Origin of the sequence: Herbidospora sp. NBRC 101105 (genome assembly GCF_030269205.1) — a bacterium.
In the GTDB taxonomy this organism is placed as follows: domain Bacteria; phylum Actinomycetota; class Actinomycetes; order Streptosporangiales; family Streptosporangiaceae; genus Herbidospora; species Herbidospora solisilvae.
In genome coordinates, this window is record NZ_BSSX01000009.1 from 162,131 (window position 1) to 188,376 (window position 26,246).

18 protein-coding genes and 1 tRNA gene are annotated in these 26,246 nt (G+C 66.7%); 13 read left to right on the top strand and 6 right to left on the bottom strand.

Features of this window, described 5'->3' with window-relative positions; translation table 11 throughout:
- The first annotated feature begins 44 nt into the window (after nucleotides 1-44).
- The 7 genes from drmD to QSK34_RS33260 all read left to right on the top strand — a co-directional run bounded on the left by drmD (nucleotide 45) and on the right by QSK34_RS33260 (nucleotide 16,022).
- The gene (drmD, locus tag QSK34_RS33230) at nucleotides 45-3,227 is read left to right on the top strand and encodes a DISARM system SNF2-like helicase DrmD (RefSeq protein ID WP_285590103.1); all 3,183 of its coding nucleotides are present in this window, start codon (nucleotides 45-47) and stop codon (nucleotides 3,225-3,227) included.
- The gene (locus QSK34_RS33235; RefSeq protein ID WP_285590106.1) at nucleotides 3,224-7,240 is read left to right on the top strand and encodes an Eco57I restriction-modification methylase domain-containing protein; all 4,017 of its coding nucleotides are present in this window, start codon (nucleotides 3,224-3,226) and stop codon (nucleotides 7,238-7,240) included. Before drmD ends, QSK34_RS33235 begins: the two co-directional genes overlap by 4 nt.
- The gene (drmA, locus tag QSK34_RS33240; RefSeq protein ID WP_285590109.1) at nucleotides 7,237-10,926 is read left to right on the top strand and encodes a DISARM system helicase DrmA; all 3,690 of its coding nucleotides are present in this window, start codon (nucleotides 7,237-7,239) and stop codon (nucleotides 10,924-10,926) included. Before QSK34_RS33235 ends, drmA begins: the two co-directional genes overlap by 4 nt.
- Nucleotides 10,919-12,940 carry an MrfA Zn-binding domain-containing protein gene (gene drmB / locus QSK34_RS33245; protein ID WP_285590110.1) on the top strand — a complete coding sequence of 674 codons (2,022 nt, stop codon included), beginning with the start codon at nucleotides 10,919-10,921 and terminating at the stop codon, nucleotides 12,938-12,940. Before drmA ends, drmB begins: the two co-directional genes overlap by 8 nt.
- The gene (drmC, locus tag QSK34_RS33250; protein WP_285590113.1) at nucleotides 12,930-13,688 is read left to right on the top strand and encodes a DISARM system phospholipase D-like protein DrmC; all 759 of its coding nucleotides are present in this window, start codon (nucleotides 12,930-12,932) and stop codon (nucleotides 13,686-13,688) included. The genes drmB and drmC overlap by 11 nt, the downstream gene beginning before the upstream one ends.
- 112 nt (nucleotides 13,689-13,800) lie before the next feature.
- The gene (locus QSK34_RS33255) at nucleotides 13,801-15,438 is read left to right on the top strand and encodes a competence protein CoiA family protein (RefSeq protein WP_285590116.1); all 1,638 of its coding nucleotides are present in this window, start codon (nucleotides 13,801-13,803) and stop codon (nucleotides 15,436-15,438) included.
- A gap of 371 nt (nucleotides 15,439-15,809) precedes the next feature.
- The gene (locus tag QSK34_RS33260) at nucleotides 15,810-16,022 is read left to right on the top strand and encodes a site-specific integrase (protein WP_285590118.1); all 213 of its coding nucleotides are present in this window, start codon (nucleotides 15,810-15,812) and stop codon (nucleotides 16,020-16,022) included.
- Nucleotides 16,023-16,239: 217 nt separating this feature from the next.
- Here QSK34_RS33260 and QSK34_RS33265 read toward each other — a convergent pair.
- Nucleotides 16,240-16,312: transfer RNA gene (locus tag QSK34_RS33265), tRNA-Arg, on the bottom strand.
- Between the two features lie 732 nt (nucleotides 16,313-17,044).
- On the opposite strand from QSK34_RS33265, the gene QSK34_RS33270 reads away from it, so the two are divergent.
- Nucleotides 17,045-18,100, top strand: coding sequence for a D-alanyl-D-alanine carboxypeptidase family protein (locus QSK34_RS33270; protein ID WP_285590120.1), 1,056 nt, complete (start codon nucleotides 17,045-17,047; stop codon nucleotides 18,098-18,100).
- Nucleotides 18,101-18,214: 114 nt separating this feature from the next.
- Here the strand turns inward: QSK34_RS33270 and QSK34_RS33275 are convergent, their stop codons facing one another.
- The 5 genes from QSK34_RS33275 to QSK34_RS33295 form a co-directional block, all read right to left on the bottom strand.
- Nucleotides 18,215-18,805, bottom strand: coding sequence for an SAF domain-containing protein (locus QSK34_RS33275; RefSeq protein WP_285590122.1), 591 nt, complete (start codon nucleotides 18,803-18,805; stop codon nucleotides 18,215-18,217).
- Nucleotides 18,806-19,059: 254 nt separating this feature from the next.
- Nucleotides 19,060-19,866, bottom strand: a complete 807-nt coding sequence (locus QSK34_RS33280; RefSeq protein WP_285590125.1) for an S-methyl-5'-thioadenosine phosphorylase — start codon at nucleotides 19,864-19,866, stop codon at nucleotides 19,060-19,062.
- A 78-nt stretch (nucleotides 19,867-19,944) separates the two neighbouring features.
- Nucleotides 19,945-20,244, bottom strand: coding sequence for an FmdB family zinc ribbon protein (locus QSK34_RS33285; RefSeq protein ID WP_161483585.1), 300 nt, complete (start codon nucleotides 20,242-20,244; stop codon nucleotides 19,945-19,947).
- 87 nt (nucleotides 20,245-20,331) lie between these two features.
- A complete protein-coding gene (locus tag QSK34_RS33290) occupies nucleotides 20,332-21,840 on the bottom strand; it encodes a potassium/proton antiporter (protein WP_353051450.1) in 1,509 nt (502 codons plus the stop codon).
- 18 nt (nucleotides 21,841-21,858) lie between these two features.
- The gene (locus QSK34_RS33295) at nucleotides 21,859-22,443 is read right to left on the bottom strand and encodes a 5-formyltetrahydrofolate cyclo-ligase (RefSeq protein WP_062346465.1); all 585 of its coding nucleotides are present in this window, start codon (nucleotides 22,441-22,443) and stop codon (nucleotides 21,859-21,861) included.
- Nucleotides 22,444-22,467: 24 nt separating this feature from the next.
- On the opposite strand from QSK34_RS33295, the gene galU reads away from it, so the two are divergent.
- The 5 genes from galU to QSK34_RS33320 are packed head-to-tail and all read left to right on the top strand — an operon-like array spanning nucleotide 22,468 to nucleotide 26,177.
- Nucleotides 22,468-23,376 (top strand): UTP--glucose-1-phosphate uridylyltransferase GalU, encoded by a 909-nt coding sequence (galU, locus tag QSK34_RS33300; RefSeq protein WP_030452035.1) that lies wholly within the window; start codon nucleotides 22,468-22,470, stop codon nucleotides 23,374-23,376.
- Nucleotides 23,360-24,565, top strand: a complete 1,206-nt coding sequence (gene glp, locus QSK34_RS33305; protein WP_285590130.1) for a molybdotransferase-like divisome protein Glp — start codon at nucleotides 23,360-23,362, stop codon at nucleotides 24,563-24,565. The genes galU and glp overlap by 17 nt, the downstream gene beginning before the upstream one ends.
- Nucleotides 24,562-25,029: a cyclic pyranopterin monophosphate synthase MoaC gene (moaC, locus tag QSK34_RS33310; RefSeq protein WP_030452033.1), complete on the top strand. Its 468-nt coding sequence runs from the start codon at nucleotides 24,562-24,564 to the stop codon at nucleotides 25,027-25,029. The genes glp and moaC overlap by 4 nt, the downstream gene beginning before the upstream one ends.
- Complete coding sequence (locus QSK34_RS33315; RefSeq protein ID WP_285590133.1) at nucleotides 25,026-25,502, top strand: MogA/MoaB family molybdenum cofactor biosynthesis protein; 477 nt, start codon at nucleotides 25,026-25,028, stop codon at nucleotides 25,500-25,502. Before moaC ends, QSK34_RS33315 begins: the two co-directional genes overlap by 4 nt.
- A 36-nt stretch (nucleotides 25,503-25,538) precedes the next feature.
- Complete coding sequence (locus QSK34_RS33320) at nucleotides 25,539-26,177, top strand: GNAT family N-acetyltransferase (RefSeq protein WP_030452031.1); 639 nt, start codon at nucleotides 25,539-25,541, stop codon at nucleotides 26,175-26,177.
- Nucleotides 26,178-26,246 lie beyond the last annotated feature (69 nt).

The window sequence follows — 26,246 nt, forward strand, 5'->3', positions numbered from 1 at the left end:
ACAATTGGGCGCGCTGCTTGATGGCGGGCACAAAGGAGACGGACGTGGCGATCCAAGCTGACACCCGGGGTACGCGCACCCAGGCACCGCCGTTGCCTGACCCCGGCCAGGTGGTCAACGTCCGCGGGTCGATGTGGGCCGTGACCTACGTGCGAGCCCAGGGATTGCCGCGCAGCCCGGCCGATGAGGGAACGCCCGGCCTGACGCACGTCGTCGGCCTCCAGTCTTTGGAAGAGGACCGGCTCGGCGAGGAACTCGCGGTCGTCTGGGAGCTTGAGGTTGGCCACACCGTCGCTCCCGACCAAGGACTCCCCGAGAAGATCAGCCCCGACGCCTTCGACGATCCCAACACGCTCGCCGCCTTCGTGGATGCCGTGCGGTGGGGTGCGGTCACCTCAGCCGACGCCAACTCCTACCAAGCTCCGTTCCGCAGCGGCGCTAACATCGAGGCCTACCAGCTTGAGCCGCTGCGCCGCGCGCTCCAAGCCGCGCGGACCAACCTGCTCCTAGCCGATGACGTCGGTCTCGGTAAGACGATCGAGGCCGGCTTGGTGGTCCAGGAGTTGCTACTGCGGCACCGCGCCCGCTCGGTGATCATTGTCTGCCCGCCCAGCCTCGCGCTGAAGTGGCAGGACGAGATGCGGGAGAAGTTCGGTCTCGACTTCGTCATCGTCAACAGCGATCTGATGGCACGGGTCAAGCGGACCCACGGCCTGCACGCCAACCCGTTCCGGCTCTTCACCAGGGTCATCGTGAGCATGGCCTGGGTGCCCACACTGCGGGCACAGCGTCTCCTGCGCGACGTCTACTCCGATGCGCGCGACAGCGGCTCCGCCCGGCGATACGCCTTCGACGTGCTGGTCGTGGACGAGGCACACCATGTCGCCCCGGCCGGTCCCACCGCCATCACCGGCGGCCGAGCCTACGCCGTGGACAGCAAGCGGACACTGGCCACCAAAGCGCTGGCGGAAAGGTGCGAACACCGGCTCTTTTTGTCCGCCACCCCGCACAACGGCTACCCCGAGTCGTTTACCGCGCTCCTGGAGATGATCGACGGTCGCCGCTTCAGCCGCGGCGCGAATCTCGACGAGCGGGCGCTGCGCGAGGTCGCCGTCCGCCGTCTAAAGGCCGACCTGAAGGACAAGGGCTTCAAGGCCCGGCAACTCAAGAAGATCCCCTTCTCGCCCAGCCCGAAGGAGCAGGAGCATTTCGCGCTGCTCGACGAGATCCTCACCAGCAGCGCGAGGACCAACGGCAAGGGCCGCTCGGGCGACATCGTCGCCATGCTCTTAAAGAAGCGGTTCCTGTCCAGCCCCTGGTCGTTCGCGCTGACCCTAGAGCAATACGAGAACTCCGGGACGACCGGTCACCTGCTCTCCCTCGACGATGACGACTCCTACTTCCAAGAGGTTTTGGGCAGCCAGCAGTCAGATGAGGAGGAAGGCCAAATTGAGCAGCCGGAGTTCACTGCGCTTCGGCACAGTAAGGGCTCCGATCCGCTGGTAGCCGCCACCGGCAAGGACATCGAACGGCTCATCGACTGGGGCCAAGGCTACGAGAACAAGCCGGACTCCCGGCTGGAAGGGCTGATCACCTTCCTCGACGCCACTTGTCGTCCGGACGGAACATGGAGCCACGAACGGGTCGTCGTCTTCACCGAGTACGCCGCCACATTGGAGTGGATCGCCCGCATCCTGCGTGCCCGCGGCTACAAGGACCAGCTGGAGGTCATTCAGGGCTCCACTCCAGCTGAAGAGCGTGAGTTGATCCGCGCCCGTTTCACCGAGCACCCATCCAAGCACGACGTCCGGGTGCTACTGGCCACAGACTCGGCCGGCGAGGGCATCGACCTGCAGGACTACTGCCACCGGTTGGTCAACTTCGACATCCCGTTCAACCCGTCCCGATTGGAGCAGCGGATCGGCCGGATCGACCGGTACGGCCAGACCAAGACCCCGGAGATCTATCACTTCGCGCCGATTGCCAACTCGACGACTTATGCGGCGGACATGGACTTCATGCGGCGCATCGCAGAGAAGGTCGGCAACGTTGCGCAGGACCTCGGCTCGGTCAACCAGGTCATCGACGCCGACATTCAGAACCACTTCAGCCCCACGGGCGCCTCCCGCAAGGCGAGAGTGACGGCTCCCGACGATGGCAACGCCATCATCAACCGGGCACTCGCCGGTGGCATGGAGCTGAACCGGCGGCTCACCGAGCTGTCCCGCACGTATGACGACCGCAAAGCCGAGATGCACCTCACCCCGGCCAACTCCCGCAGGGTGGTCGACACCGCGCTCTCGCTCACTGCGCAGCCACCGCTGGTGGAAACCCCCGACGTGGACACCGACGCCCAGGTCTTCCAGATCCCGTCGCTGAGCACGGCCTGGCAGCCCGCCCTGCGTGGCTTGGACACTCGCCTCGCGCCCGGTGAACTGCGCAACATCATCTTCGACGACCAGGCGGCACAGGGCCGCTCCGACCTGGTCCACATTCACCTGGGACACGCGTTGATGCAGCGCTCGGCCCGCATCCTGCGCAGCGCGTTGTTCAGCGTGGACTCCCCGGTCCACCGGGTGACCGCGGTCGTCGTCGACGACCTGCCCCAGTCGTGTGTCGCCGCCGTCTCCCGGCTGGTCCTTGTCGGGCGTGGCGGGCTGCGACTGCATGAGGAGGTCTTCCTCACCGGTATCCGGGTCCGCGGCCAGGCGCTTGCCGAGGCCAAGGTGGAGCAGGTCCTCGACGAGGCGCTGGACGCCGAGAATCTGAAGCTCGCCGATGAGGGCGTCCGCGCGATCCTTGCGGAGTTGTGGAACACCGACGAGGGGCAGCTCCGCTCTCGGCTGCTGCGCGCGATGGAGCGAAAGGCCGAGTCCCGGCAGGAGAAGGTGACCGAGGCATTGCAGGAGCGCCGGGACTCCGACATCGCCCGGGCACACGAGATTTTCGCCGCCTTCCGGGTCAACCTGCGCGAGTCGCGTGACCGGCTCAGCGCTGAGATCCGCAGGCAGGAGCAAGAGCTGTTGTTCGCTGACGACCAACAGAAGCAACGCCGCATCGACCTGAGAGCAATGGAAGACAGGCTGGCCGGCCTTGATGAGGAGGAGAGCCGCGAAGTGGCCGCCATCCGGGAGCGGTACGCCGACATCAAGCCGCACGTGTCGGCCGCTGCGATCGTTTTCGCCCTCACCCCGCAGGACGCCGAGGCCGGAAGGATTCACGCATGAACCGCAAGCCTGCTCCCACGGTCGCGGACTTGCACCGGTCCTGGCTGGAGCTGGTCGACACCGATGGCCCGTTCCTGGCTGTGCCGCCGCTCAAGCGAGTCTGGGAGAGCGGCATCCCGCAGCCCGATCCTGATGCGCTGGCCACCCTCAAGGACGCCAAGCCCGCGTTCGAGAAGACATGGGAGAGCTGGGACTACAACCGGGACGAGGTCTCACTCGACCTGTACCGGAGCGAGCGGGACTCCTGGGTGGAGACCGTCCTGCGGAACGTGTTCGGCTGGGGCGACAGCTACGTCACGGAGTCGGGCGGCATTGAAGTCCGTTCACCCGACCACGCGGTTACCGTACGTGCGACAGGTGCCCTAGTCCACGGAGACTTGACCGCTGCCCTCGTGCTCGTGACCGACCCGGTCGACTCGCTGCGCGACCCGCTCGACGACGGCTGGGCCTCCAGCCCCATCGACCGGATGGAAGAGCTCCTGCGTACGGCAGGCGTGCCGATCGGTGTCGTCAGCGACGGCCGCTGGTGGGCGATCGTCAGCGTCCGGGAGAAGACCATGCCGGCCTCCGGCATCGTCGACGCCCAGGACTGGATCGCCCAGCCCGAGGTCCGCAACGCGTTCATCGAACTGCTGCAGCGTCGCCGCCTACTCGGCGGCAAGCCACAGGATCGGCTGACAGAGCTGTTTGGTGAGTCGGTCGCCGCGGCCGAAGAGATCACCGAAGCGCTCGGCACTCAGGTACGCCGGGCCGTTGAGCTGCTGGTGCAGGCGCTGTCGGAAGCTGCCCTGGACGTTCAGCGGAACGGCGTGCCCGACCCCCTACCCCCCATGCGAGCCGAGGTCTACGAAGCGGCCGTCACCGTGATGATGCGCGTCGTCTTCCTGCTCTTCGCCGAAGAGCGCGGCTTGCTGCCGCAGAGTCAGCTGTTCACGATGGGGTACGGCATCAGCGACGAACTCGACGCGTTGGACACCCGTGCCCGCGACGAGGGTACCGAAGCACTCGACGCCACCCACCTCACCTGGCACCGGCTGCTGGCCACCTCGCAGGCGCTCTACAATGGCGCCTCGTTCGAAGACCTTCGCCTGCCCTCCTACGGCGGCTCCCTGTTCGACCCCGACCGCTACCCCTTCCTGATCAAGCTGACCGAGCAGGGGCAGCTGGCGATCACTGTCAGCGACCGCGTGACGCTGGAGGGTCTGCGCGCGGTCCAGGTTGCCCAGCTCAAGGGGCAGCCCGCGCGCCGGATCTCCTTCCGCGACATCGACGTTGAGCAGATCGGCTACATCTACGAGGGCCTGCTCGGCTACTCGTGTGGCACCGTCGAAGAGGTCACCGTCGGCCTGATCGGCAGCCCCGGCGAAGAGCCGGAAATGCCTCTCGCGGTCCTCGAATCGCTGGCCGCCGCCAAGCAGAGTGACACGGCGCTCGCCGACGCGATCCTGGCCTGGGTCAAACAGCACCAGCCCGCCGCCAAACCCCCGACCAAGGCCGCCCTCGCCAAAGCGATCCGCTCCACCGGTGAGATCGACGACGCCGAAACCGCCGTCCGTTCGGTCACCAAGGACGAGAACCTGATGGCACGGCTCCGCCCGTTCATCGGGGTGATCCGCCGCGACCTGCGCAACCGGCCGTTCGTCGTCCAGCCCGGCGGCGTGCTCGTCATCGAGACCCCGTCACGAGCCTCGGCCGGCGCCCATTACACTCCGAAATCGCTGGCCGAAGACGTTGTCCGGTACGCGTTGGAACCGTTGGTCTTCGAGCCGGGCCCGCACCAGACCGCCAACAAGGACGACTGGGAGCCGGTCTCATCGGACCGGATCCTTGACCTTAAGATCGCCGACATCGCCTGCGGCTCAGGCGCATTTCTCGTGAGCGCCGCCCGGTATCTGGCCGCACGGCTGGTCGAAGCCTGGCAGCGGGAGGGCGTCGCGTACGGCACGCCGCACGAACTTCAGACCCACGCGATCCGCATGGTGGTCGCGTCGTGCCTGTATGGGGCGGACATCAACGCGATGGCCGTCGAGATGTGCAAGCTGTCTCTCTGGCTCGTCTCACTCGACCCGAAGCTGCCGTTCTCGTTTGTCGACGACAAGATCCTGCACGGCAACTCGCTGCTCGGACTAACCAATGAGCAGCAGCTCAAGGACATGCACATCGATCTGTCATCCGCTGGCGGACAGCTGTCGGTGCTCGGCGTTGACGTTGACGATGTGCTCGTTAAGGCGGCCCGGTTGCGGCAGCAGCTTGCCACCGAGGTCACTGACGCCGACCCGCAGCGCTCGGCGACCACCAAGCGCCGTCAGTGGCGCGACTACCAGAAGCTGGTCGCCGGTCTCACGGATATCGCCGACGGCGTGGTCGCTGCTGGTCTGCGCTGGGGAGGCAAGCCCGGTAAGCAACTCCGCGAGGCGTATGAGAACCTGCGACTTGCATTGGAACTCGCCTACCCGGCAGGGGGCGGGAACCCGGATCGCCGGATGCTGGAGGCGATCCTGGAGGCTGGGCTCACGCCGACCGTCCGGACCGACTACGAGCGATGGAGGCCACTGCACTGGATCGTCGCCGTCCCCGACGTGATGGACCGGGGCGGCTTCGACGCCATCATCGGCAACCCGCCGTTTCTGGGCGGTCAGGACCTCACTGGGATGATGGGCACCAACATCCGTGACTGGTTGGTGAATGTGCTGGCAAAGGGTGCGAAGGGCAGCGCTGATCTGGTCGCTTACTTCTTTCACCGGGCGATGTCGCTGCTCACGATCCGGGGGAATCTTGGACTCATCGCCACCAACACCATTGCCCAGGGCATGACCCGGCGGGTCGGCTTGGATCAGATGGTCCAGGCCGGGTTCAACATAACGCGGTCAATCCAGAGCCGGAAATGGCCCGTGGCAAGCGCCAACCTGGGGTACGCCGCCATCTGGGGCACCCAGCGGCAGATCCCGGACTCGTTGTTTCGAGTCGCCGACGACGTCGTGGTGCAACGGATCTCGACTCTGCTTGAACCCGTCGGCCGTGTCAAGGGCACCCCGGTGCGGCTCGGAGAGAACACCGGGGTCACCTTCAAGGGCTGCGTCGTCCGGGGAATGGGCTTCGTGTTGGATCCATCGGAGGCTTCAGCCTGGATAGAGGCCGATCCCGACAACGCCGAAGTTCTCTTCCCGTACATCCATGGCAAGGATCTTAACTCTCGTCCGGACGCGTCTGGCTCGCGCTGGGTCATCGACTTCAACGAACGCTCCGAATCGGAGGCTCGGCGGTATCAACTGCCTTACCAGCGCGTGGCCGAGCTAGTGAGACCGGAACGTATGCGCAACAAAGACAAGGCTGTTCGAGATGCCCCGTGGTGGCTTTTCTGGAGGAGAAGCCCTGCCATGCGAAAGGCGATCGCGGAGCTAGACAAGGTACTCATCATCGCCCAGACGAGTTCCACTCAAATTCCCTACCTAGTAGACAATGGTCGAATATTCGATCAAAAGCTTGTGGTATTTGCCAGTCAGGGTTACGACCTACTCGGTATAGTTAGCTCATCAATTCATAGGATCTGGGCGACCTGCTGGGGCTCTACAAGAACTGGTGATCCTGTATACACCCCGTCGGACGTATTCGAGACCTTCCCGCGGCCGAAGTCGAACGACTGGTTGGCGGGCATCGGCCGGATGCTCGACATCGAACGCCGGGAGATCATGCTCCGCCGCAATCTCGGCCTGACCAAGCTCTACAACCTCATCAATGACGAGGAAATCTCCGACGCGGCCGATCGGGATGTGGCCCGGCTGCGGGAGATCCACATTGAGCTGGATCAGACTGTGATGAACGCTTACGGGTGGGGTGATCTACCACTGAATCATGGGTTCCACACGTACCGGCAGATGACCCGGTGGACGGTCGGCCCGGTCGCGCGGGTGGAGATGCTGGACCGACTGCTGGAGGAGAACCTGCGACGGGCCGCGCTTCAGGGGGAGGCGCCGCTTCCGGCGGAGGATGACGACGAGGGGGATGACGAGTGAGTGCATCACATCCCCTCCGCGGCGATCATCGGCCGTACCGGCTGGAGCATGAGCCGGACGACCGCTCCTGGACCGTTCGCGAGAATCTGACTGACATCCTGGAGCGCGAGATCCTCGGCCCGGCGAATGGTCCCGAGGAAGTCCTCGACGGTGTCCCGGACTCGGCTTATCTGATCGGCCGGATCGCTCCGGTCAAGCTGTTGACCGGCAAGGGTGACCCGCGCGACGCGGACTCCGACGAGGGCATCACCGATGTCGGTAACGCGCTCGACGCCGTGGAGAGCCGAGGCGTACCAGTCACCGCTGTGGACGACAGCAGCGCCGGCTCCGAAGAGGACGACGTCGACGACCAGCCGCAGCAGCGCGGGTTGATGATCCCTGCGTCGATGGGGTTGCGCTGCCAGATCCCGTTCGACCTGGAGGCTTTCACGGTCACCACCTCGTGGGGCGTCTATGAGCCGATCAAGGAGAAGACCGAGGACAAGGGGAATCTCCGCCGCTACAAGCGGACCCCGATCGAGATCGTCAATACCATCAAGGTGGACGATCTCGACCCGAAACAGTCCACGACAATCGTACTCAGGGACAAAGTCGTCCTGCGGATCGACCGCTACGACGATCCCGAGCAGGGCCGCCGTCTGATTGAGATCGCGCTCTGCAACGACCGGGTGACCCCGATCAAGATCCCGGTCAACGCCTGGCTCTACCAGACCAAGATCTCGGTCCAGGCAGATGGAGCCGAGGTATTCCTGCCGGTGCGTGACGCGCTGGAGGACACGCGCTTAGAGCCGGATGACGAGCTACGGCGGCTCAAGCTGCAGTACCGCGACCGGCTGGAGTTCGCCATCGGACGGACCTGCTCGGTGGACTGGAAAGCCGGCAAGAAGACACGGCGGGCCAGCGAAGTCTGGACGACCTGGCTGCCGACCTGCGAAACGCCGCAGGTCACCGCAGAAGAGGTCGGTAACGCGCTGCTCGGCATGGAGGACCTGGCCGCAGCCGGCGTGGACGAGCTGCGGGTCGGGCTCGAACCGATCGTCCAGGGCTATGCTGACTGGCTCGACCGCGAGCAACAACGGGCCGAAAAGCTCCCCGCGAACCTGCGTGACGAGGGCCTGGACGCCGTCAGCGAAGCCCGCAAGGTGCAGCGGCAGCTCGCTAAAGGGCTGGAACATCTGCTCACCGACGCCGAGGCACTGCGGTGCTTTCGCTTCATGAACCAGGTCATGGCCGACCAGCGCATCCAGTCGCAGGTCGCCCAGGCGCGTGCGGGAGATCCGAAGCTGAGCCTTAAAGCCGCCCGCGACACCGTACGGAAGAAAGAGAAGTACGCGCATTGGCGTACCTTCCAGCTTGCCTTCATCCTCATGCAGTTGCCCGCGCTCACCGATTCGGCCTCTGAGCGCCGCTCCGGGGATCTGGCCAAGGCGCAACTGCTGTTCTTCCCCACCGGTGGCGGTAAGACCGAGGCGTACCTGGGCCTGGCCGCCTACACCTTCGCGATCCGACGCCGTCAGGGGCTACTCGCCACTCCGGACGGGCAGCTTGACGGCGGGTCCGGGACCGCCGTGCTCATGCGTTACACGCTGCGCCTGCTCACCGCGCAGCAGTTTCAGCGGGCCACCGCGCTGGTGTGCGCGGCTGAGCTGGCACGTGCCAAGGATCCGGCCACCTGGGGCAGCGAGCCGTTCCGTATCGGGCTATGGGTCGGAACTGATGTCAGCCCCAAGCGCTTCGACGAAGCGGCGGCACAGCTTGAGAAGGCCAGCAAGGGACATGGCTACCGGTTGACGGTGCTGCAGATCCAGCGATGCCCGTGGTGCGGCAGCAAGATCAGCGCACGGAATGTCAAGGCGCACGCCGCTGAGCGCCGGATCCACGTTTACTGCAGCGACGACCTGTCGGGCTGCCCCTTCGCCGAGGGCGGCGAGATCGGTGACGGTCTCCCGGTGCTCACCGTGGATGAGGAGATCTATCGGCTGGTTCCCGCCTTCCTCATCGCCACCGTGGACAAGTTCGCCCGGCTGGCCAGGGAGGGCGAGGCGGCCTCGCTCTTCGGATACGTATCCCGACGCTGTGACCGGCACGGCTTCGTCCACCCCGACTATCGGCACTGCGACATCCAGGACGGCAGCAAACACCCAAAGAAGGATGGGTTGCCCGCCGCGGCAGTCCGTCCCGTGCCCCGGCTCCGGCCGCCGGATCTGATCATTCAGGACGAGCTGCACCTGATCACCGGCGCTCTCGGGACCACGGTCGGCCTGTTCGAGGTGGCCATCGACGTCATGCTGAGCTGGCGAGCACCCGGTGGCCGTGCCGTACGCCCCCTGGTGGTGGCCTCGACGGCGACGGCGCGAAACGCGCCCGACCAGGTCCGTGCTTTGTATGGGCGGGATGTGACCATCTTCCCGCCACAGGTGCTCGATGCCGGCGACACGTTCTTCTCCAAAGAAGCTGAGATCTCTGACGAGAACCCGGGCCGGCGCTATCTCGGGCTGAGCACCACCGGAACTCGACTCACGACCGCGGAGATCCGGGTGGCCGAAGTCCTCATGGCCGCGGCCCAGCTTCTGCTGAACAGTTCTGGTGTGGCCGCCGACCCGTACATGACTCTGGTCGGCTACTTCAGCGCCACGCGCGAGCTCGCCGGCATGTCCCGGTATATGGGTGACGACGTGCAGACCGCGCTGGCCAAGCGGCGGCCGTGGTCACTGCTGCCCAGCCGTACCGGCACAAACTTCGGCAACCTGCACCTGGCCGAGCTGACGTCCCGGGTCGCGAGCTCGGACATCACCGCCACCCTCGACCAGATGGCCATCCCGTTCGATCCGTCCTTCGACTCAACAGCCGGGAAGAAGGCGCTGCGGGAGCTGCGCGAGGCAGGAAAGCGGGCACCCACGCGCCCCTTCGCCCCGTACGACGTGGTGCTGGCCACGTCCATGCTTCAGGTCGGTGTGGACGTAACCAGGCTCGGGCTCATGCTCGTAGTCGGGCAGCCGAAGAACACCGCCGAATACATTCAGGCGTCCTCCCGGGTCGGCCGTGATCCCGCCCGTCCCGGCCTGGTGGTCACCCTGGGCAACTGGGCCCGGCCGCGGGACCTGGCGCATTACGAGCAGTTCCGCCACTACCACGAGACCTTCTACGCGCAGGTTGAGGCGTTGTCGGTGACGCCGTTCTCGGTCACCTCGATGGAACGCGGTCTCGATGGCGCCCTGGTGAGCGCCGCCCGCGTTCTGCAAGGGCCCAGTCCTTCGGGACTGTCACCTGAAGACGGCGCGGGACGGATCGAGAATCAGCGGGACTTCGTGCTTGGCCTGATCGACGATCTGGTCGGCCGTGTCCAGCTCGCCGGCGGTGAGGAGAGCGCCGAGCTGGCCAGGCAACGGCTCGTAAACCGGATCGACCAGTGGGTGAATCGCCGGAAGTATCTTGCCGACCTGCGGAAGGTGCTGGTGTATGAGCGAGTCTTCGACGATGCCCAGTATGGCCCGCTGATGATCAGCGCCGAGAACGCGCGGTCAATGGCCGATAGCCGGGACGCGGCACCGTTCGTGGTCGCCAACTCCATGCGCGAGGTGCAGCCGGAGATCAACTTGCTAGTCAGCCCGATCAAAGACAACTTGATCTACATTCCGCCGATGGATGCGCCGCAGTGGCAGGTGCCGGGGGGCTCTGATGACTGACACTCGCTTCATCTATGACGCCTCGTCCCCGGTCGATCCCCTCGGTGACGCCGCCCGGGAGGCTGAGCAGGGGCGCAAGCACAACCGTGCCAAGGTCGGATCCGGGCGGCCCTCCTCCCTGCTTTACACCTACGGCCCTGGCGCCATCATGGACCTGCCCCAGTTCACGATCATGCCGACCGGACTGGACGACTGGGACCGGATCTGGCGCCGACGGGACGGGATTCCACAGATCCGCGCGCCTCGGCTCCGTGAGGTCGTGCGGATGCTGCTGCGCTCTCCGGATGTGGAGCTGCGGCCGTTTCCGTGGCAGGCCAAGAAGCTGAGCATGTCGAACGAGGGCAGCGATCTCGGGGTGCCGGCCCGGGTTTTCCCACAATGGCTGCGCTGCACCGGCTGCGACATGCTGGGGTCGCTGTCGCAGTTCGACTACACCAACACCCATCCGTTCCGGACGGATCTCGCCTGTTTCGAGCACGCGAAGTGCACCGGGCGCAAGGGGGACAAGAACCGCAAACCTGCCCGGCGTCCTGCAGTGCCGGCTCGTTATCTGCTGGCCTGTGTGAACGGACATTTGGACGAGTTCCCCTATGACCAGTGGGTACATCGGGGCAGAAGCTGCTCGGATGCGGAGTTCCCGGCCCTGAAAATGATCGATCGGACGGCCGGTCGCGGCGCCACGGCGACGATCATGTGCGGGTCGTGCGGGTTGAGTCGTCCCATGAACGAGGCCCAGGGCGAGAAGGCCAGCGACAATCTGCCCAAATGCCGAGGTCGTCACCCGCATCTGGACGCTTTCCAACCGGGCGGGTGTGGTCGTGACACCCGGCTGATCCTGGTCGGCGCCTCAAACCTCTGGTTTCCCGCCACACAGTCGATCATCGTGATGCCCGAGTCGCAGGAGGAACGGGCAAGTGATTTGGCCAGCCGGATTCGGATCGCGTTGGGCGACAAGCTGGCGAAATATCGCCACAACCTGGAGATTCTCAGAGATGTCCTCGACGGCAAGGTAGATGTCTCCGGGCTCTCCGACGCAGCCCTGACTCAGGCCGTCGAGATGGCAGCGCAGCCGCCAGCCTCGGTCGAAGAGCAGGAGGAGCGCATCCGTACTTGGGATCCGGTGGACCTGCTCGTGCCCGAATGGCGCTACCTGCAAAAGGACCCCCTTGGCGCGCGGCACGAGGACGAGATGAGCGGTCTCACGCTGTCCAGACGCGAGCTTGATCCTGACCTACGGTCCGAGATCACGCGCGTGCTCGCGGCTGAGCGGCTCAGAAAGGTGAACGCCATCGTTGGCTTCACCCGGATTGATGCGATGGATAGGGTGGGTGATCTACCGCGTCGCCTCGTCCCGGTGACTCGCGCTGCTCGTCCGGAGTGGACGGTAGCGACCGAGGATCGCGGAGAAGGGATCTTCCTGCAACTGGACGAATCGGCAACGGCGGCCTGGGAGGGGCGGGTCTACGACACCGCCTTGTGGAGGGCCCATCGCGACGCCCATCAGAGGAACTTCCGCCGCAGGTTCTCGGAGACCGCCGAGATGGTGGACCCGGACACCCGGCTGAAGCCTCCACGGTACTGGTTGATCCACACCTTGGCACACGTGCTCATACGTGAACTAGCGCTCACATGTGGCTACTCGGCGGCGAGTCTCAGCGAGCGGCTGTACGCGTGGCCCGAGGCCGAGGGACGAGCCGCGGCGGCCGGTCTGCTGATCTGCACAACGGCATCCGACAGCGACGGCACCCTAGGCGGGCTGGTGCAACTCAGCGAACCGGCACGGCTCGCACGGGTGGTGGGCAATGCGCTCCACCGGGCGACACGATGCTCGTCCGACCCAATCTGTGCCATGCGCACCCCGCAGGACCCGGAAGACTTCCTGCACGGAGCAGCCTGCCACTGCTGCGCCATGGCATCGGAAACTTCGTGCGAGCGAGCCAACCGGTTCCTGGACAGACGCTTCCTCGTCGACCTTCCGGGAAGCGAGCTCGGCTTCTTCGGCCATGTGGCCTGACGGCGGCGCGGCGCGGGAACTGGGAGAGCAGCTCACCTCCACCGAGGCCAAAGGGATAGCGGACCGGCTGAGTGACGGCGACACCTTAACCACCGCGCTCCGCATTGTCCCCACGGCTCGGCGTGCCGAGATCAGGGCACTCCTTGCGCAGTTGGGAAAGGACGCGGTGGTTGCCGTTTTGCGGGCTGTGGAGGGTGCGCGGTCGATCACCACGACGCTGAGCCCCATCTGGACGATGCCGGGTCATCTGGCTCAGTCCGGGCCGCTTACGAGCTCGGCAGTCGATCTAATTGAAGGCGCACGGCAGTCCATCACCTGCTCGACGTTCAACTTCCAGCGCACTTCCAAACTGTGGGAAGCGCTCAGACGGGCAGCGCAACGCCCGGAAATCGCACTACGAGTTTATCTCGATACACGCGCCGCCGACTCCAGCACCGGCCGCAGTCCCTCCATAACGCAATTGGCCGCTCACCTTGCCCCAGGGATCGTGCTACGGACCAAGGAATTTGACGGCGCCTACGTGCGTAATCACGCCAAGTTCCTAATCGCGGACCACCGATTCTTACTGACTACGAGCGCGAACTTCTCCTGGAGTGCCGAACACGGCAACATTGAATTCGGCGTGCTAATCGACAATCGAAGTCTTGCGGAGACGGTCGAGCGTGAACTGCTCCGGGCTGAGGAGTACCTGTTCGAACGAGCGCAGTTTCCCTCATCTCGCCGGTCAAGCGGCGGAAGAAATTCGTGACGTCTGGACACCACATCGCGTGGTGTCCACTCGGACGGGAGCGGTGATCTGTTGACCGCTGCCCCGATCTTGTAGCCTTTCCGCACTCTCAGGCCTTCCAAGGCGGGTGTCGATGACGGACAAGCGTAAGGTCCAGACCGCAGTGCTCAGCTCGCCCGAATCGCACGAGCCGATCCTGATGCCGGTCGAGCGGGTTGACGCGATCCTCCTGCGGTCGAAATACAGCGCGAAACGATTCTTCTGCGGCGTGTGGCTCGGCGGTTGCGGGCGAGAGCTCTACACCCGTATCGGGTCCTCGCGGGTGCCCCATTTCGCCCATCACCCCGAAGGTTCCGACCTGCCCGTCACCTGCAAGCGCACCAGCAACGACGAGGCGAGCGCGGATCACCTCTACATTCGGCGCGCGCTCGTGGAATGGCTGAAGAGGCACGGCCATCGAGTCAAAGCGGTGATGCTGGAGGGGACAGTGCCCCGCCAGGGAGGGACCTGCACCGGCATGACGATCACGACCACCGCGGGTCTGCTGATCGCCGTTGCCCTCCGCGACGATCTACGCAGGGATCCGCAGCGCTATTGGCCTCGACGCGACGATGAGCATCGACGGGGACGTAAGAGGGTCGAGTGGCTGTTCGGCCCACACGTCACCCTCGCCAAGCAGATGATCAAGCGGACGGGCCACGCCTTCACGGTGGACTGCCGGAACGATGGGCTTCATCGAACCGTTCAGATAGGGCTCAAAGTGGGCGGCAAGATTCCGCTGTACGCCGATCTCGCCGACTGCAAGCTCGACGAAAAGGGGCACCTGTGGACCCCTCCGCTGGCCGAGTTGCTCCGCCAGAAAAACTCGCAGGACGCCGACGCGGTCGTGACGACGCCGCCTCCGGCGATCGAGCGTCAAACGGAGATGGCGGTCACCGGCTTCCCGCTGAGCGTGAGTCTCCTGACCGTGGCGCCCATAGTCGCGGAGGGCCGGGTCATCGAGGCCGAGATCTCCTGCCCGGTCGCCGCCCTTCCGGCCGAAGTCGTTCGGGTGAGGCTCCCCCAGGCGGCGATTGGACTGAGCGTCGGACGGCCTTACCAGGTCGTGGGCCCGGCGCTGGTCGTCGCGGAGAGCCACTCCGGCGGGCGCGACCTCAGATGGACGATCCACGCTCAAGATCTGTCACCCCTGTTCCACGACGAACCTGAGGTGAAGGCCGTCGAAAAGCAGAAACCCCAGCCGTCGGCCTGGGATAGGGCAACGGTCATGATCACGGAACTGAGGCGGGCGCGGCTCGCCCTCGACCGTGCGGCATCGGCGAGAGTCCGGGCGGCGTTGCAGGAACTCATCCCCGAGCTCACTCCACGGCAGCAGATACAGGCCAAGAAGCAGATGAGCATGTACGGGGGAGCTTACGGGCCGCAGGTGACTCCGAAGCCGGCGAAGAAACCCCCGACTGATGTCAGCAGGACCGGCTCATCGAAGAAGGGAAAGAAGACCCTACAGGAGGTGCACAGAAATCAGGCGTCCATCCTGTTCGAGATGATTAAGCGTGCTGATGCCCAAGGCAAGCACCGGGATGCCAAGGAACTGCGCGAAGCCCTGAGTCGCTTCCTGGCAGGACTGCCGGAGGGCGAATATCGAGAACAACTCGACCAGCTCGCGCGGTACAGAGGGCAATTGCCCGGTGGTGGCCGGAGAAGAGGTGGTGGTAATCAACCACTTGGACCGGTACCGCAAATTCGCTGGTCAGACCGGAAAGGCGGCTGATATCACCGCTGACCACGGCTGTGATTCAATTCCTGCCGTCCGAATTCCATTTCGACGGAAACATCGTCTTGTCGGTCCTTCCGATAGTCTTCGCGAAAAAGACGATAAAGGGATGGCGATGGACTCTCGCAAATTTGGGAACAAGAGATGGAACGACACGGGAGGAGAACTTTTAGGATCGCGGGCTGAAGCTCCGTGAGGCCAAGGAAACTCGGGTGGTTCACATCTCTCCCGTCCTGGGCGCACTGCTTCGTGAGCACATCGAGGAGTTCGGCGCTGCGGAGGACGGCCGACTGTTCCGCCTTCGAACGGGCACCGCTTCACCTCGTCGGCGATCTCGCAGACCGGCAGGAGTCCGGTGCATCACCCTCATGCCCGAGCAGTACGAATCACGCCTCGCCGCCCGTCCATACAACCAACGCCACGCGGCGGTATCGTTGTGGCTTAATGCGGGTGTCCCGGCCCCAGGGGTCGCCCTGTGTGCCGGGCGCAGCGCCGACGTTCTCCTGAAGGTCTACGCCCGATGCGCCGACGGTCAGCAGTCCCGCGTCAACAGCCAGATCGACAGCGTTCTCGACGACTGATCGACAGCCCGGCAAGACAAGCCCCGGCTCATGCTTGGGCCTCCTCGTTTTCGGCACCTGACCTGCGGAAGAGCCGGGATCTCATTCCGGGCATATTCCGGGACCACCGAAAAACGGCTGCCTACGGCGGCATCTGGCGGCACCAATCGCGTGGAATCCGCTCACGGCAAACGATCTATGCGGACACGTTTTGGCAGGTCAGAGCAAAATGATCTTGTGCCCCCGGTAGGAATCGAACCTACGACACCAGGTTTAGGAAACCTGTGCTCTATCCCCTGAGCTACGGGAGCCGACCCCCCAAGCCTAGCGAAACCACAGCCCCCCGCGCGCCACCCACCACACCCCAAAGTCCCCCCACCCAAAGGCAAAGCCAAGACAACCAAGCCACACCCCGCCGGAAAGGGTGATGGGCTCGCCACCGTGAACCGAGGACGCCGCCCCGGCAGCCGCGCACTCCGCCCCGTAGTCCTGCTGGCCGCCCTACTAGCCCCCGCCGTACTCGCCCTAGGGTTACTCGTCGCCGAACTGACGGAATTCGGCGTCCCCCCGTACCTGCGAGCCAGGCCGGCGCAGCCCCCGGTCTTCATGGCCCCGACCCCGCTGCCCCGCCCGGCCACCCCGGACCGCCTGTACGAAGGCCCCCTCCCCGCCCCGGAAAAGCGGCATCGCCCCAGAAAACCACCTCCCATCCAGGCCGCGGCGGCACCAGCTCCCGCCACGCCACACCAAGAGCCCAACACCCCTCCGAGAACAAAGGCCACCCCCCCAAGACCCGCCCCGAGACAAGCCCCCAGGCAACCCTGCCCCGACGAATGGACCGACACGTGGCTCTGGGAGATGTGCCAGGAGGAGGCCCGCAAGCCAGCCTGAAAACCCATGCGAACGGTCCACAAGGCGCACATGGCACAAGACACGTGAATCGGTATGTAACGGCTCCTACGACTCGGCCACGACCACACATCCTGCTGTAGTAACGTGCGTCCCTGACCGAGGTCACAAATTCGCAAACGGAGGAGTCGAGCGTGCGATCAGCGGGACTGGTCGCGGCCCTCATGCTGGCGCTCTCTATGGTCGCGCCGGCGCAGGCCGCCCCGGCACAGGCCGCGCAGACGCAGACCGCTCCGAAGAAAGATCCTGCCACGCTGACCGAGCTCCGACGCGATGCCGAAGAGGCGGCCAAGGGCATCGAGGCCGCCACCAAGGCGCTCGTGGCGCGGCAGAAGGAGTTCGACACCTCCAACAAGCAGCTTGAGGCCAAGCTGACGCAGCTGCGCGTGGCCGACCAGCAGCTCGCGCGGATCCGGCAGCCGTTGTCCGACCTGATCGAGCTGATGTACCAGAATCCGGCCAGCCGGAACATCGGGTCCCTGCTGACCAGCCGGAACGGTGAGGCGTCGTTGCGGGCGATGAGCGACGCCAACCAGCTCATCGCCGGGCGCAACATCGTGGTCGTCGACGCCACCCGCCTGTTCCAGGAGCGGGAGCAGCTGGCCGCGGAGGCGCAGGAGCTGCGGGCCACGAAGCTCCTCCAGGAGGCCCAGCTCACGTTCGAGATCGACACGCTGCGCAAGCAGTCGCAGAAGACGGTCAAATCCCTCACCAGCGCCCTCGCCAAGCTCGGCGTGAAGCGTGGCGGGGGCGCGTGCGACCCGACGCGGGTCGTGCTCGCGGAGGAGTACGCGAACGGCCTGCTGCCCAGCAACGTGCTCTGCCCGCTGCCCTTCAAGGGTGAGGAACTCCGCGCCGACGCCGCGATCGCCTTCGCCGACCTCAACCTGGCGTACAAGCGACGTTTCGGACAGCCCCTCTGCGTCATCGACAGCTACCGCAGCCTTCGCGACCAGCAGATCGTCTACTACCAGCGGCCCGGCCTGGCGGCCATCCCCGGCCGCAGCAACCACGGCCTCGGCCTGGCGGTCGACTTCTGCGGGCCGATCCGCGTGTACAAATCCACCGAATTCGTCTGGCTCGAACAGAACGGCAAGAAATTCGGCTGGATCCACCCCGACTGGGCCTACGTGAGCCCCTTCGAACCCTGGCACTGGGAGTACGACCCCAAGATCGGCTCCCTCCTCTAAAAACCTTTCTGCTCCGTTACGGCTCCGCCCACCCCACCCCGACCGCCGCCGAGGGCTCGCGCCGCACCCGGCGCCAACCGGCCGCGCCCGCACAGCGCCGCGACGCCGCCGCGTCTAACGAGGATGAATGGCGATCGACAACCGCGCCCCCACCTGCGCCCGAGCGAGCGACGCGGCCTGACCGGTCGTCGTGGCCAGCACGAGCAACCCGCCCTCCTCCGACTGCGCCTTCGTCAACACGGTCACCCGTTCGGCCGCGGTCTCCGCATGCGTCTCATAGGCGGCCAGGACATCGATCACATCCCCGGCCGTCACCAGCCCGGCCGCATCCGCGTCCTCGACCCGCACCGGCGTGGCCACCACCCCCCGCACGTCCGAGGCCAGCAACCCACTCCCGAGCAACCGGGCATCGGTGAGCACCTCCCCCCGCCGGGCGGGCGCCGTCAGCACCCTCCCGACCACAGGGGAACCGGCGGCGAGATACCCGTCAGGCAGCACCGAAGAGGGCACCCGGACCGTCGACAGATCCCCCGCCGCGAGGCGCCCACCGGAAAGATCACGAGCCGCGACGAGAACGGCCACACCCGACGGAGCCCGTACAGAAACCAGAACCCCGGCCACCGCCACCCCCAGCAGAACGGCCGAGATCAACCGCCGACGCCGAGCAAGCACCCGAGCCCACCGCGCCGGCACCGCGACACGCATGACAAAACTCCAAGGACAGAAGGAGGAGCAACACTCGACACCTCAAGCAAGCTCCACAGAACGAACCGCTTCCCCGCGGCGCAACGAACACCGCGGGCAGATACCGCGGGCCCGAGCCAGGGAGCCAAGATCGGCAGCTCTCGATTCACCAAGTCATTCGGCACATGAACAGCCAAGCTCAGTGGCGGAGGCCGGCGCCCCCGACGGGAATCCCGCATGCCGGCCCTCCATACACAACACCGCCTAAAAAACGATCAAGGCAGTTCGAACGGCAGCTTGATCCCGTCCAGCGCGTTCCCGCAGGCGCAGGTCCGCTCCTCCGGCAGCGCCTTCACCACCTGCTCCACCAGCGACCGCATCCGTTCCACGTTGGCCGCGAAGAAGGCCATCACCTCTTCATGGGTGACACCTTCACCCGTCTCGACCCCCGCGTCGTGATCGGTCACCAGGGACATCGACGTGTAGCAGAGGGCCAGCTCCCGGGCCAGCACCGACTCAGGGAACCCGGTCATCCCGACGATCGAGCACCCCATGCTCGCGAACCACTTCGACTCGGCCCGGGTCGAGAACCGGGGGCCTTCGATCACCACGAGGGTGCCGCCGTCGGACACGTCCCACCCGGACGCGCTCGCCACGGACACGGCGGCGGCCCGCCCGTCGGGGCAGTAGGGGTCGGCGAAGGACACGTGGACGGCGCCGCCCGCGTCGTAGAAGGTCTGGATGCGACCGGAGGTGCGGTCGATGAGCTGGTCGGGGACGACCAGGGCGCCGGGGCCGAGTTCGGCGCGGAGGGAGCCGACGGCGCTGGGGGCGAGGACCTGGCGCACGCCGAGGGAGCGCAGCGCCCACAGGTTGGCGCGGTAGGGGATGCGGTGGGGCGGGAAGCCGTGGTCCCGCCCGTGGCGGGGGATGAAGGCGACGGCGCGGCCGCCGATGCGCCCGACCGTCACCTTGTCGCTGGGGGGCCCGTAGGGGGTCGCGACATCGATCTCCTCGGCGTCGTCGAGCAGGGAGTAGAACCCTGAGCCGCCGATGACACCGATGTCCACACGATTGACCATGGCGCCGACACTAGCGCCCTGGGCCCCACCCGGTGAGGCCCTATGCGCCTTCCTGTGGACAACCCGCTTCGTCGCAGGTCAGGCCGCTGGAGTGCTCGCGGGGGCGGGGCTCGCGGGAGCGCTCGGGGTGCTCGTCTCGGCCGGCTTGCTCTCGGTGGCCGGCTTGGACGGCGACGTCGAGGTCGTGGACGACGACGTCGACGAACGGTTGTCGGTCCGGTAGAAGCCGGAGCCCTTGAACACGATGCCCACCGCGTTGAAGACCTTGCGGAGGCGGCCCTGGCAGGCGGGGCACTCGGTCAGGGCGTCGTCGGTGAACTTCTGGACGACTTCGAGCTGCTCACCACAATTGGTGCAGGCGTACTGGTAGGTGGGCACGCGGTCCTCCTCAGTGACTTGGCACTCGACCCAAGCGACTGCTAAATGATAAGGCACTGGCAAGCTGCAACGTTGCCGTGGGGGAGTTTAGTCCCCTGTCTCCCCATACCAACCTGCGAGTTTGCCTCTGCGAGAGACCGCGCGCAGGCGCTTTTCGACGGTGCGGCGCTGGGCCGCCGTCGTCACGACGAGCAGTTGGTCGTCGCGGCGCAGGCGGGTGCTGCCGTCGGGGACGAACGAGTGGCCGTCTCTGACGACCATGGTGACCGCGGCGTCCGAGGGCAGGCGGAGCTCGAAGACCTCGACTCCGTGCAGCTTCGACTCCGGCGGGATGCGCACCTGGAGCAGGTCGGCGTTCAGCTCCTCCAGCGGGGCGGCCTCCACGTCGAGGTCGCGGGCCTCGCCCTCGTTCGACAGGCGCAGCACCCGGGCCAGGAACGGCAGGGTCGGGCCCTGGATCAGGGTGAAGACCACCACGATCACGAAGACCTCGTTGAACAGCGCCTTGGCCCCCGGGACCCCGGACGCCCACGGGATGGTGGCCAGGACGATGGGGACCGCGCCGCGCAGCCCGGCCCACGACAGGAAGACCTGTTCTCGCCAGCTCACCCGGTCGATGCGGGTCACCCGTACCGCCAGAGACGACAGGATCACGGAGATCGGCCGGGCCAGGAGCACCAAGGCCAGGCCCGCGACCAGGCCCGGAATGATCTGACTCGGCAGCTCGCTGGGGCTGACCAGCATGCCCAGCATGACGAACAGGCCGATCTGGGCCAGCCAGGCCGCCCCTTCGGCGAAGCCTCTCGTCGCGGCCCGGTGGGGGAGCCGGCTGTTGCCGATGATCAGCGCGGCGAGATAGACCGACAGGAAGCCGGAGGCGTGCAGCAGGACCGCGCCGCTGTAGGCGATGAACGACACCGCCAGAACCGCGATCGGATAGAGGCCCGAGGCGGGCAGCGCGACCCGGCGCAGCGCGTAGGCGGCGATGGGGCCGACTGCGCAGCCGACCGCCGCGCCGGCGGCCAGTTCCCACAAGGCGGTGCCCAGAACGTTCCACGCCGACGGCATGGGCGCGCTGACCTGGCTCAGCATGACGACGACGATCACCGTGGGGGCGTCGTTGAAGCCCGACTCGGCCTCCAGGGTGCCGGCCAGGCGGGGCGGCAGCGGGAGCCGGCGCAGCACGCTGAAGACCGCCGCGGCGTCGGTCGAGGCGAGGATCGCGCCCAGCAGCATCGCCGTACGCCAGTCCATGCCCAGGAAGCCGGACACGGCCAGCGCCAGCACGATGATGCTGACCGCGACACCGAAGGTCGCCAGCACCGAAGCGGTCGGCACGGTCGTGCGCACGTGTTCCCAGTTGGTGGTCAGGCCGCCTTCGGCCAGAATGATCGCCAGCGCGATCAGGCCGATCTGCTTGGCCAGTTCGGCGTCCTCGAAGTGGATGCCGAGGCCCGACTCGCCGAGGGCGACGCCCAGGGCGAGGTAGAGGAGCAGCGAGGGCAGACCGGTGCGGTGGGCGACCCTGACCGAGATCACGGCCGCCAGGACGATCACGGCGGACAGGAGGAGCCATCCGTCGATGTCCAGGCGCACCAGGTCCCCTTTCGTGATTTATGTAGATTCTTTCACAGGAATAACACGGATCCCGGACGGCAACGCCGCGTACCTGACCCGCTGGTCATGCGGTTCGGCGGGCACACCGGGACGCAGTTCCCCCTCGTTGAGGAGGGCGACGGTCGGCACGTTGGGGCCCACTCTCGCCAGGGCGCGGTCGTAGGAGCCGCCGCCTCGCCCGAGGCGTACACCCGAATGGGGATCGACGGCGAGGGCTGGCACGATGACCAGCGCGGCGGTCCGGATCGTGTCCACGCCACGCCTGGTGTCGACGGGTTCCATGATCCCGTGGCGGCCCGGCGCGAGGGTGTCGGGACCGTCGTAGACCGCCCAGTCGAGGTCGTCGTCGTCGCGCAGCACCGGGAGGATCACGGTCGCGCCGTGTTTCCACAATGCGAACACCAGGCCCTCGGTGGCGGGTTCCGTTCCGGTCGACCAATAACAGGCGACGAGGCCGGCCATCTGGACCCATGGCTGGTCAAGCAGGTTCTCCCTGATCCGGCGAGCGCTCTCACGGCGATCGTCGACGTCCATGATGGAACGTTCACGCAGAATTTCACGCCTCAGCTCGAACTTGTCCAAAGAGGCCTCCACTAGCCTTCATCCATGGGTGCTGACTTCGACTCCGTAACCAAAGCCGTTGTCCCCGCCGCCGGTCTCGGGACGCGATTCCTGCCCGCGACCAAGGCCACTCCGAAGGAGATGCTGCCGATCGTCGACAAACCGGCGATCCAGTATGTCGTCGAGGAGGCAGTCTCCGCGGGGCTGCTCGACGTCCTGATGGTCACCGGGCGCAACAAACGATCGATTGAAGACCACTTCGACGTGGCCGCGGAGCTGGAGGGCGCCCTCCGGGCGAAGGGCGACGAGAAGCGCCTGTCCCAGATTCAGGAACCCGTCGACCTCGCGACCATGCACTACGTCCGCCAGGGCGAGCCGAGGGGTCTCGGCCACGCCGTGCTCTGCGCCAAGCAGCACGTCGGGAACGAGCCGTTCGCCTGCCTCCTCGGCGACGACATCATCGACCCCAACGACCCGCTGCTCAAGCGCATGATCGAGGTCCGCCAGCAGCGCGGCGGCAGCGTCATCGCGCTGATGGAGGTGCCCGAGGAGCAGGTCTCCCAGTACGGCTGCGCCGCCATCGAGGCGACCGACGAGGACGACGTCGTGCGGATCACCGACCTGGTGGAGAAGCCCCCGAAAGAGGAGGCGCCGTCCAACTGGGCCATCATCGGGCGATACGTGATCGACCCGGCCGTCTTCGAGGTGCTGGAGAAGACCCCGCCCGGCCGCGGCGGCGAGATCCAGCTCACCGACGCGCTGCGCACGCTCGCGTCGAGCACCCCCGAGGAGGGCGGCCCCGTCTACGGCGTGCTGTTCCGCGGCCGCCGGTTCGACACCGGTGACAAGCTGCAGTACCTGCAGACCGTGGTCGAGTTCGCGGCGCGGCGGCAGGACCTCGCCCCCGAGTTCCTGCCCTGGCTGCGAGAATTCCTGAATGAGGCACAGCCCTAGCGATCTCAAACCGGTCGATCGGCACCTCGCCGACATCCTGGCGACCGTCCGCCCTCTGGCGCCCCTCGAACTCGATCTCGAGCGGGCGCTGGGGGCGGTGCTCGCCGAAGACGTGACCGCGCCGGTCGACCTGCCGCCCTTCGACAACTCGGCGATGGACGGCTACGCGGTCGTCGCCGCCGACCTCGCCCAGGTCCCGGCGACGCTTCCGGTGACCGAGGACGTCGCGGCGGGAGATCCGTCCGTCCACGCGATCGGGCCGGGCCTGACCGCCCGCATCATGACCGGGGCGCCGCTTCCCGCCGGCGCGGACACGGTCGTGCCGGTCGAGTACACCGACGGCGGCACCGCCCACGTGGTTGTCCACAGGCAGGTCGAACGCGGCAACGCGATCCGCCGGGCGGGTGAGGATGTGCGGGTGGGAGATGTGGTCCTGGCCGAGGGCACGCGTATCGGAGCGGCCCAGATCGGCATCCTGGCGGGGGTCGGGCGGCGGCGGGTGCTGGTCCGGCCGGTGCCCCGGGTGGCCGTGTTGTCGACGGGCGCCGAGCTCGCCGAGCCCGGAACCCCGCTCGGGTACGGCCAGATCTGGGAGTCCAACAGCTTCATGCTGGCCGCCGCGGTCCGCGAGGCCGGCGGCGAGGCCTTCCGGGTGGGCTCGGTGACCGACGACCCGCGCGTCTTCATGGAGACCCTCGACGCGCAGTTGGTCCGGGCCGACGCGGTGATCACCAGCGGCGGCGTCTCGATGGGCGCCTACGAGCCGGTGAAAGAGGGCCTGAGCCCACTCGGCACGGTCACGTTCGAGAAGGTCGCCATGCAGCCCGGCATGCCCCAGGGCTTCGGCGTGGTCGGCGACGACCAGATCCCGATCTTCACCCTGCCCGGCAACCCGGTCTCGTCCTACGTCTCCTTCGTGCTCTTCGTGCGTCCCGCCCTGCGCCGCATGCAGGGCCTGCCCGCCTCGCTGCCCTCGACGGTCCAGGCCGTCTGCGACGCGCGGCTGCGCTCCCCGAAGGGCCGCCGTTCCTACCTGCGCGCGGTGCTGAGCGGTGACAAGGTCACCCCCGCCCGCGGCCAGGGCTCCCACCAGCTCGCCGCGCTTGCCGCGGCCGACGCGCTGATCGTCGTACCGGAAGACGTGACCGAGGTCCCGGAAGGGACGACTGTTGAGGTGATCCCGCTGTGAATCTCACCCATCTCGACGAATCGGGCCAGGCCCGCATGGTCGACGTGTCAGAAAAGCCCATCTCCGTCCGTACGTCCACCGCCTCCGGTCGTGTCCTGCTCTCCGAGGAGGCCGTGGCGATCCTGAGGTCGGGAGACACCCCGAAGGGCGACGCGCTCGGCGTGGCCCGCATCGCCGGGATCATGGGCGCCAAGAAGACCCCCGACCTGATCCCGCTCTGCCACCCCATCGCCCTCCACGGCGTGAAGGTCTCCCTGGAGATCGTCGACGAGGGCGTGGAGATCACCGCCCGGGTGAAGACCGCCGACAAGACGGGCGTGGAGATGGAGGCCCTCACCGCCGTCACCGTGGCCGCCCTCGGCCTGATCGACATGATCAAGGCCGTCGACCCCGCCGCGGTCATCACCGACGTGCGGGTTGAGGAGAAGACCGGCGGCAAGACCGGCGACTGGCGGCGCTCATGATCCGCGCCCTGGTCATCACCGCGTCCAACCGCGCCGCCGAGGGGGTGTACGACGACCGCTCCGGCCGTATCCTCCACGCCCTCCTGGAGGAGCACGGCTGCACGGTCGACGGCCCGGTGGTGGTCCGCGACGGTGAACCGGTGTATGAAGCGTTGGTGAAGGGCCTCGAGTCGGCATACCAGGTCATCGTCACCACCGGCGGCACCGGCCTCACCCCCACCGACCTGACCCCCGAGATGACCCGGCGGGTCCTCGACCGCGAGATCCCGGGCATCGCCGAGGCGATCAGGCAGGTCAACCGGGAGAAAGTGCCCACATCGGTGCTCTCGCGCGGCCTGGCCGGGCAGGCGGGCGGCACCCTCGTCGTCAACCTGCCCGGATCGACCGGCGGAGTCCGCGACGGGATGGCGGTCCTGGGCCCCATCCTCGGCCACGTGGTCGACCAGATCCGCGGCGGTGACCATCGCGTCTGATGGCGCGATTCGGTGAACAAGAGGGATGATTGACAAGTGGATCGACTTCGCGGCTGGCCCGCGACCCTGGCGGAAGGCCCCGTAGGTCTCCGGCCGCTGCGGCTCCGCGACGTGCGCGTCTGGCGGGAGACCCGCCTGCGCAACGCCGACTGGCTGCGCCCCTGGGAACCCAGCAACCCCGAGACGCCCCTGTTCCGCACCGGCCTCAGCCCCTACGTCTCCATGGTCGGCACCCTCCGCCGCGAGGCCAGGCAGGGCCTGGCCCTGCCGTGGGTCGTGACGTACAACGGCGCCTTCGCCGGCCAGCTCACCGTCGGCGCGATCGTCTGGGGCTCGGCCCGCTCGGCCCAGGTCGGCTACTGGGTCGACGGCGCCCTGGCCGGCAAGGGCATCATCCCCACGGCCCTGGCCATGGCCGTCGACCACTGCTTCTTCACCACCGGCCTCCACCGCCTGGAGGCCAACATCCGCCCCGAGAACCACGCCAGCCGCAGAGTCGTCGAAAAGCTGGGCTTCCGCGAGGAGGGCGTGCGCCGAAGGCAACTCCACATCGACGGAGCGTGGCGAGACCACATCTGCTATGCCCTGACGGTGGAAGACGTGCCCAGAGGCCTGCTCGTCCAGTGGCGCCGGGCCCGAGACTCATCGGCAGCACGTCACGGCGAGTCCCCGTAGGCGACAACAGCTTCGACGATCTCGCGACACACCGGACCGAATGCTCGTCAATCAGTGACACGCCGCCTT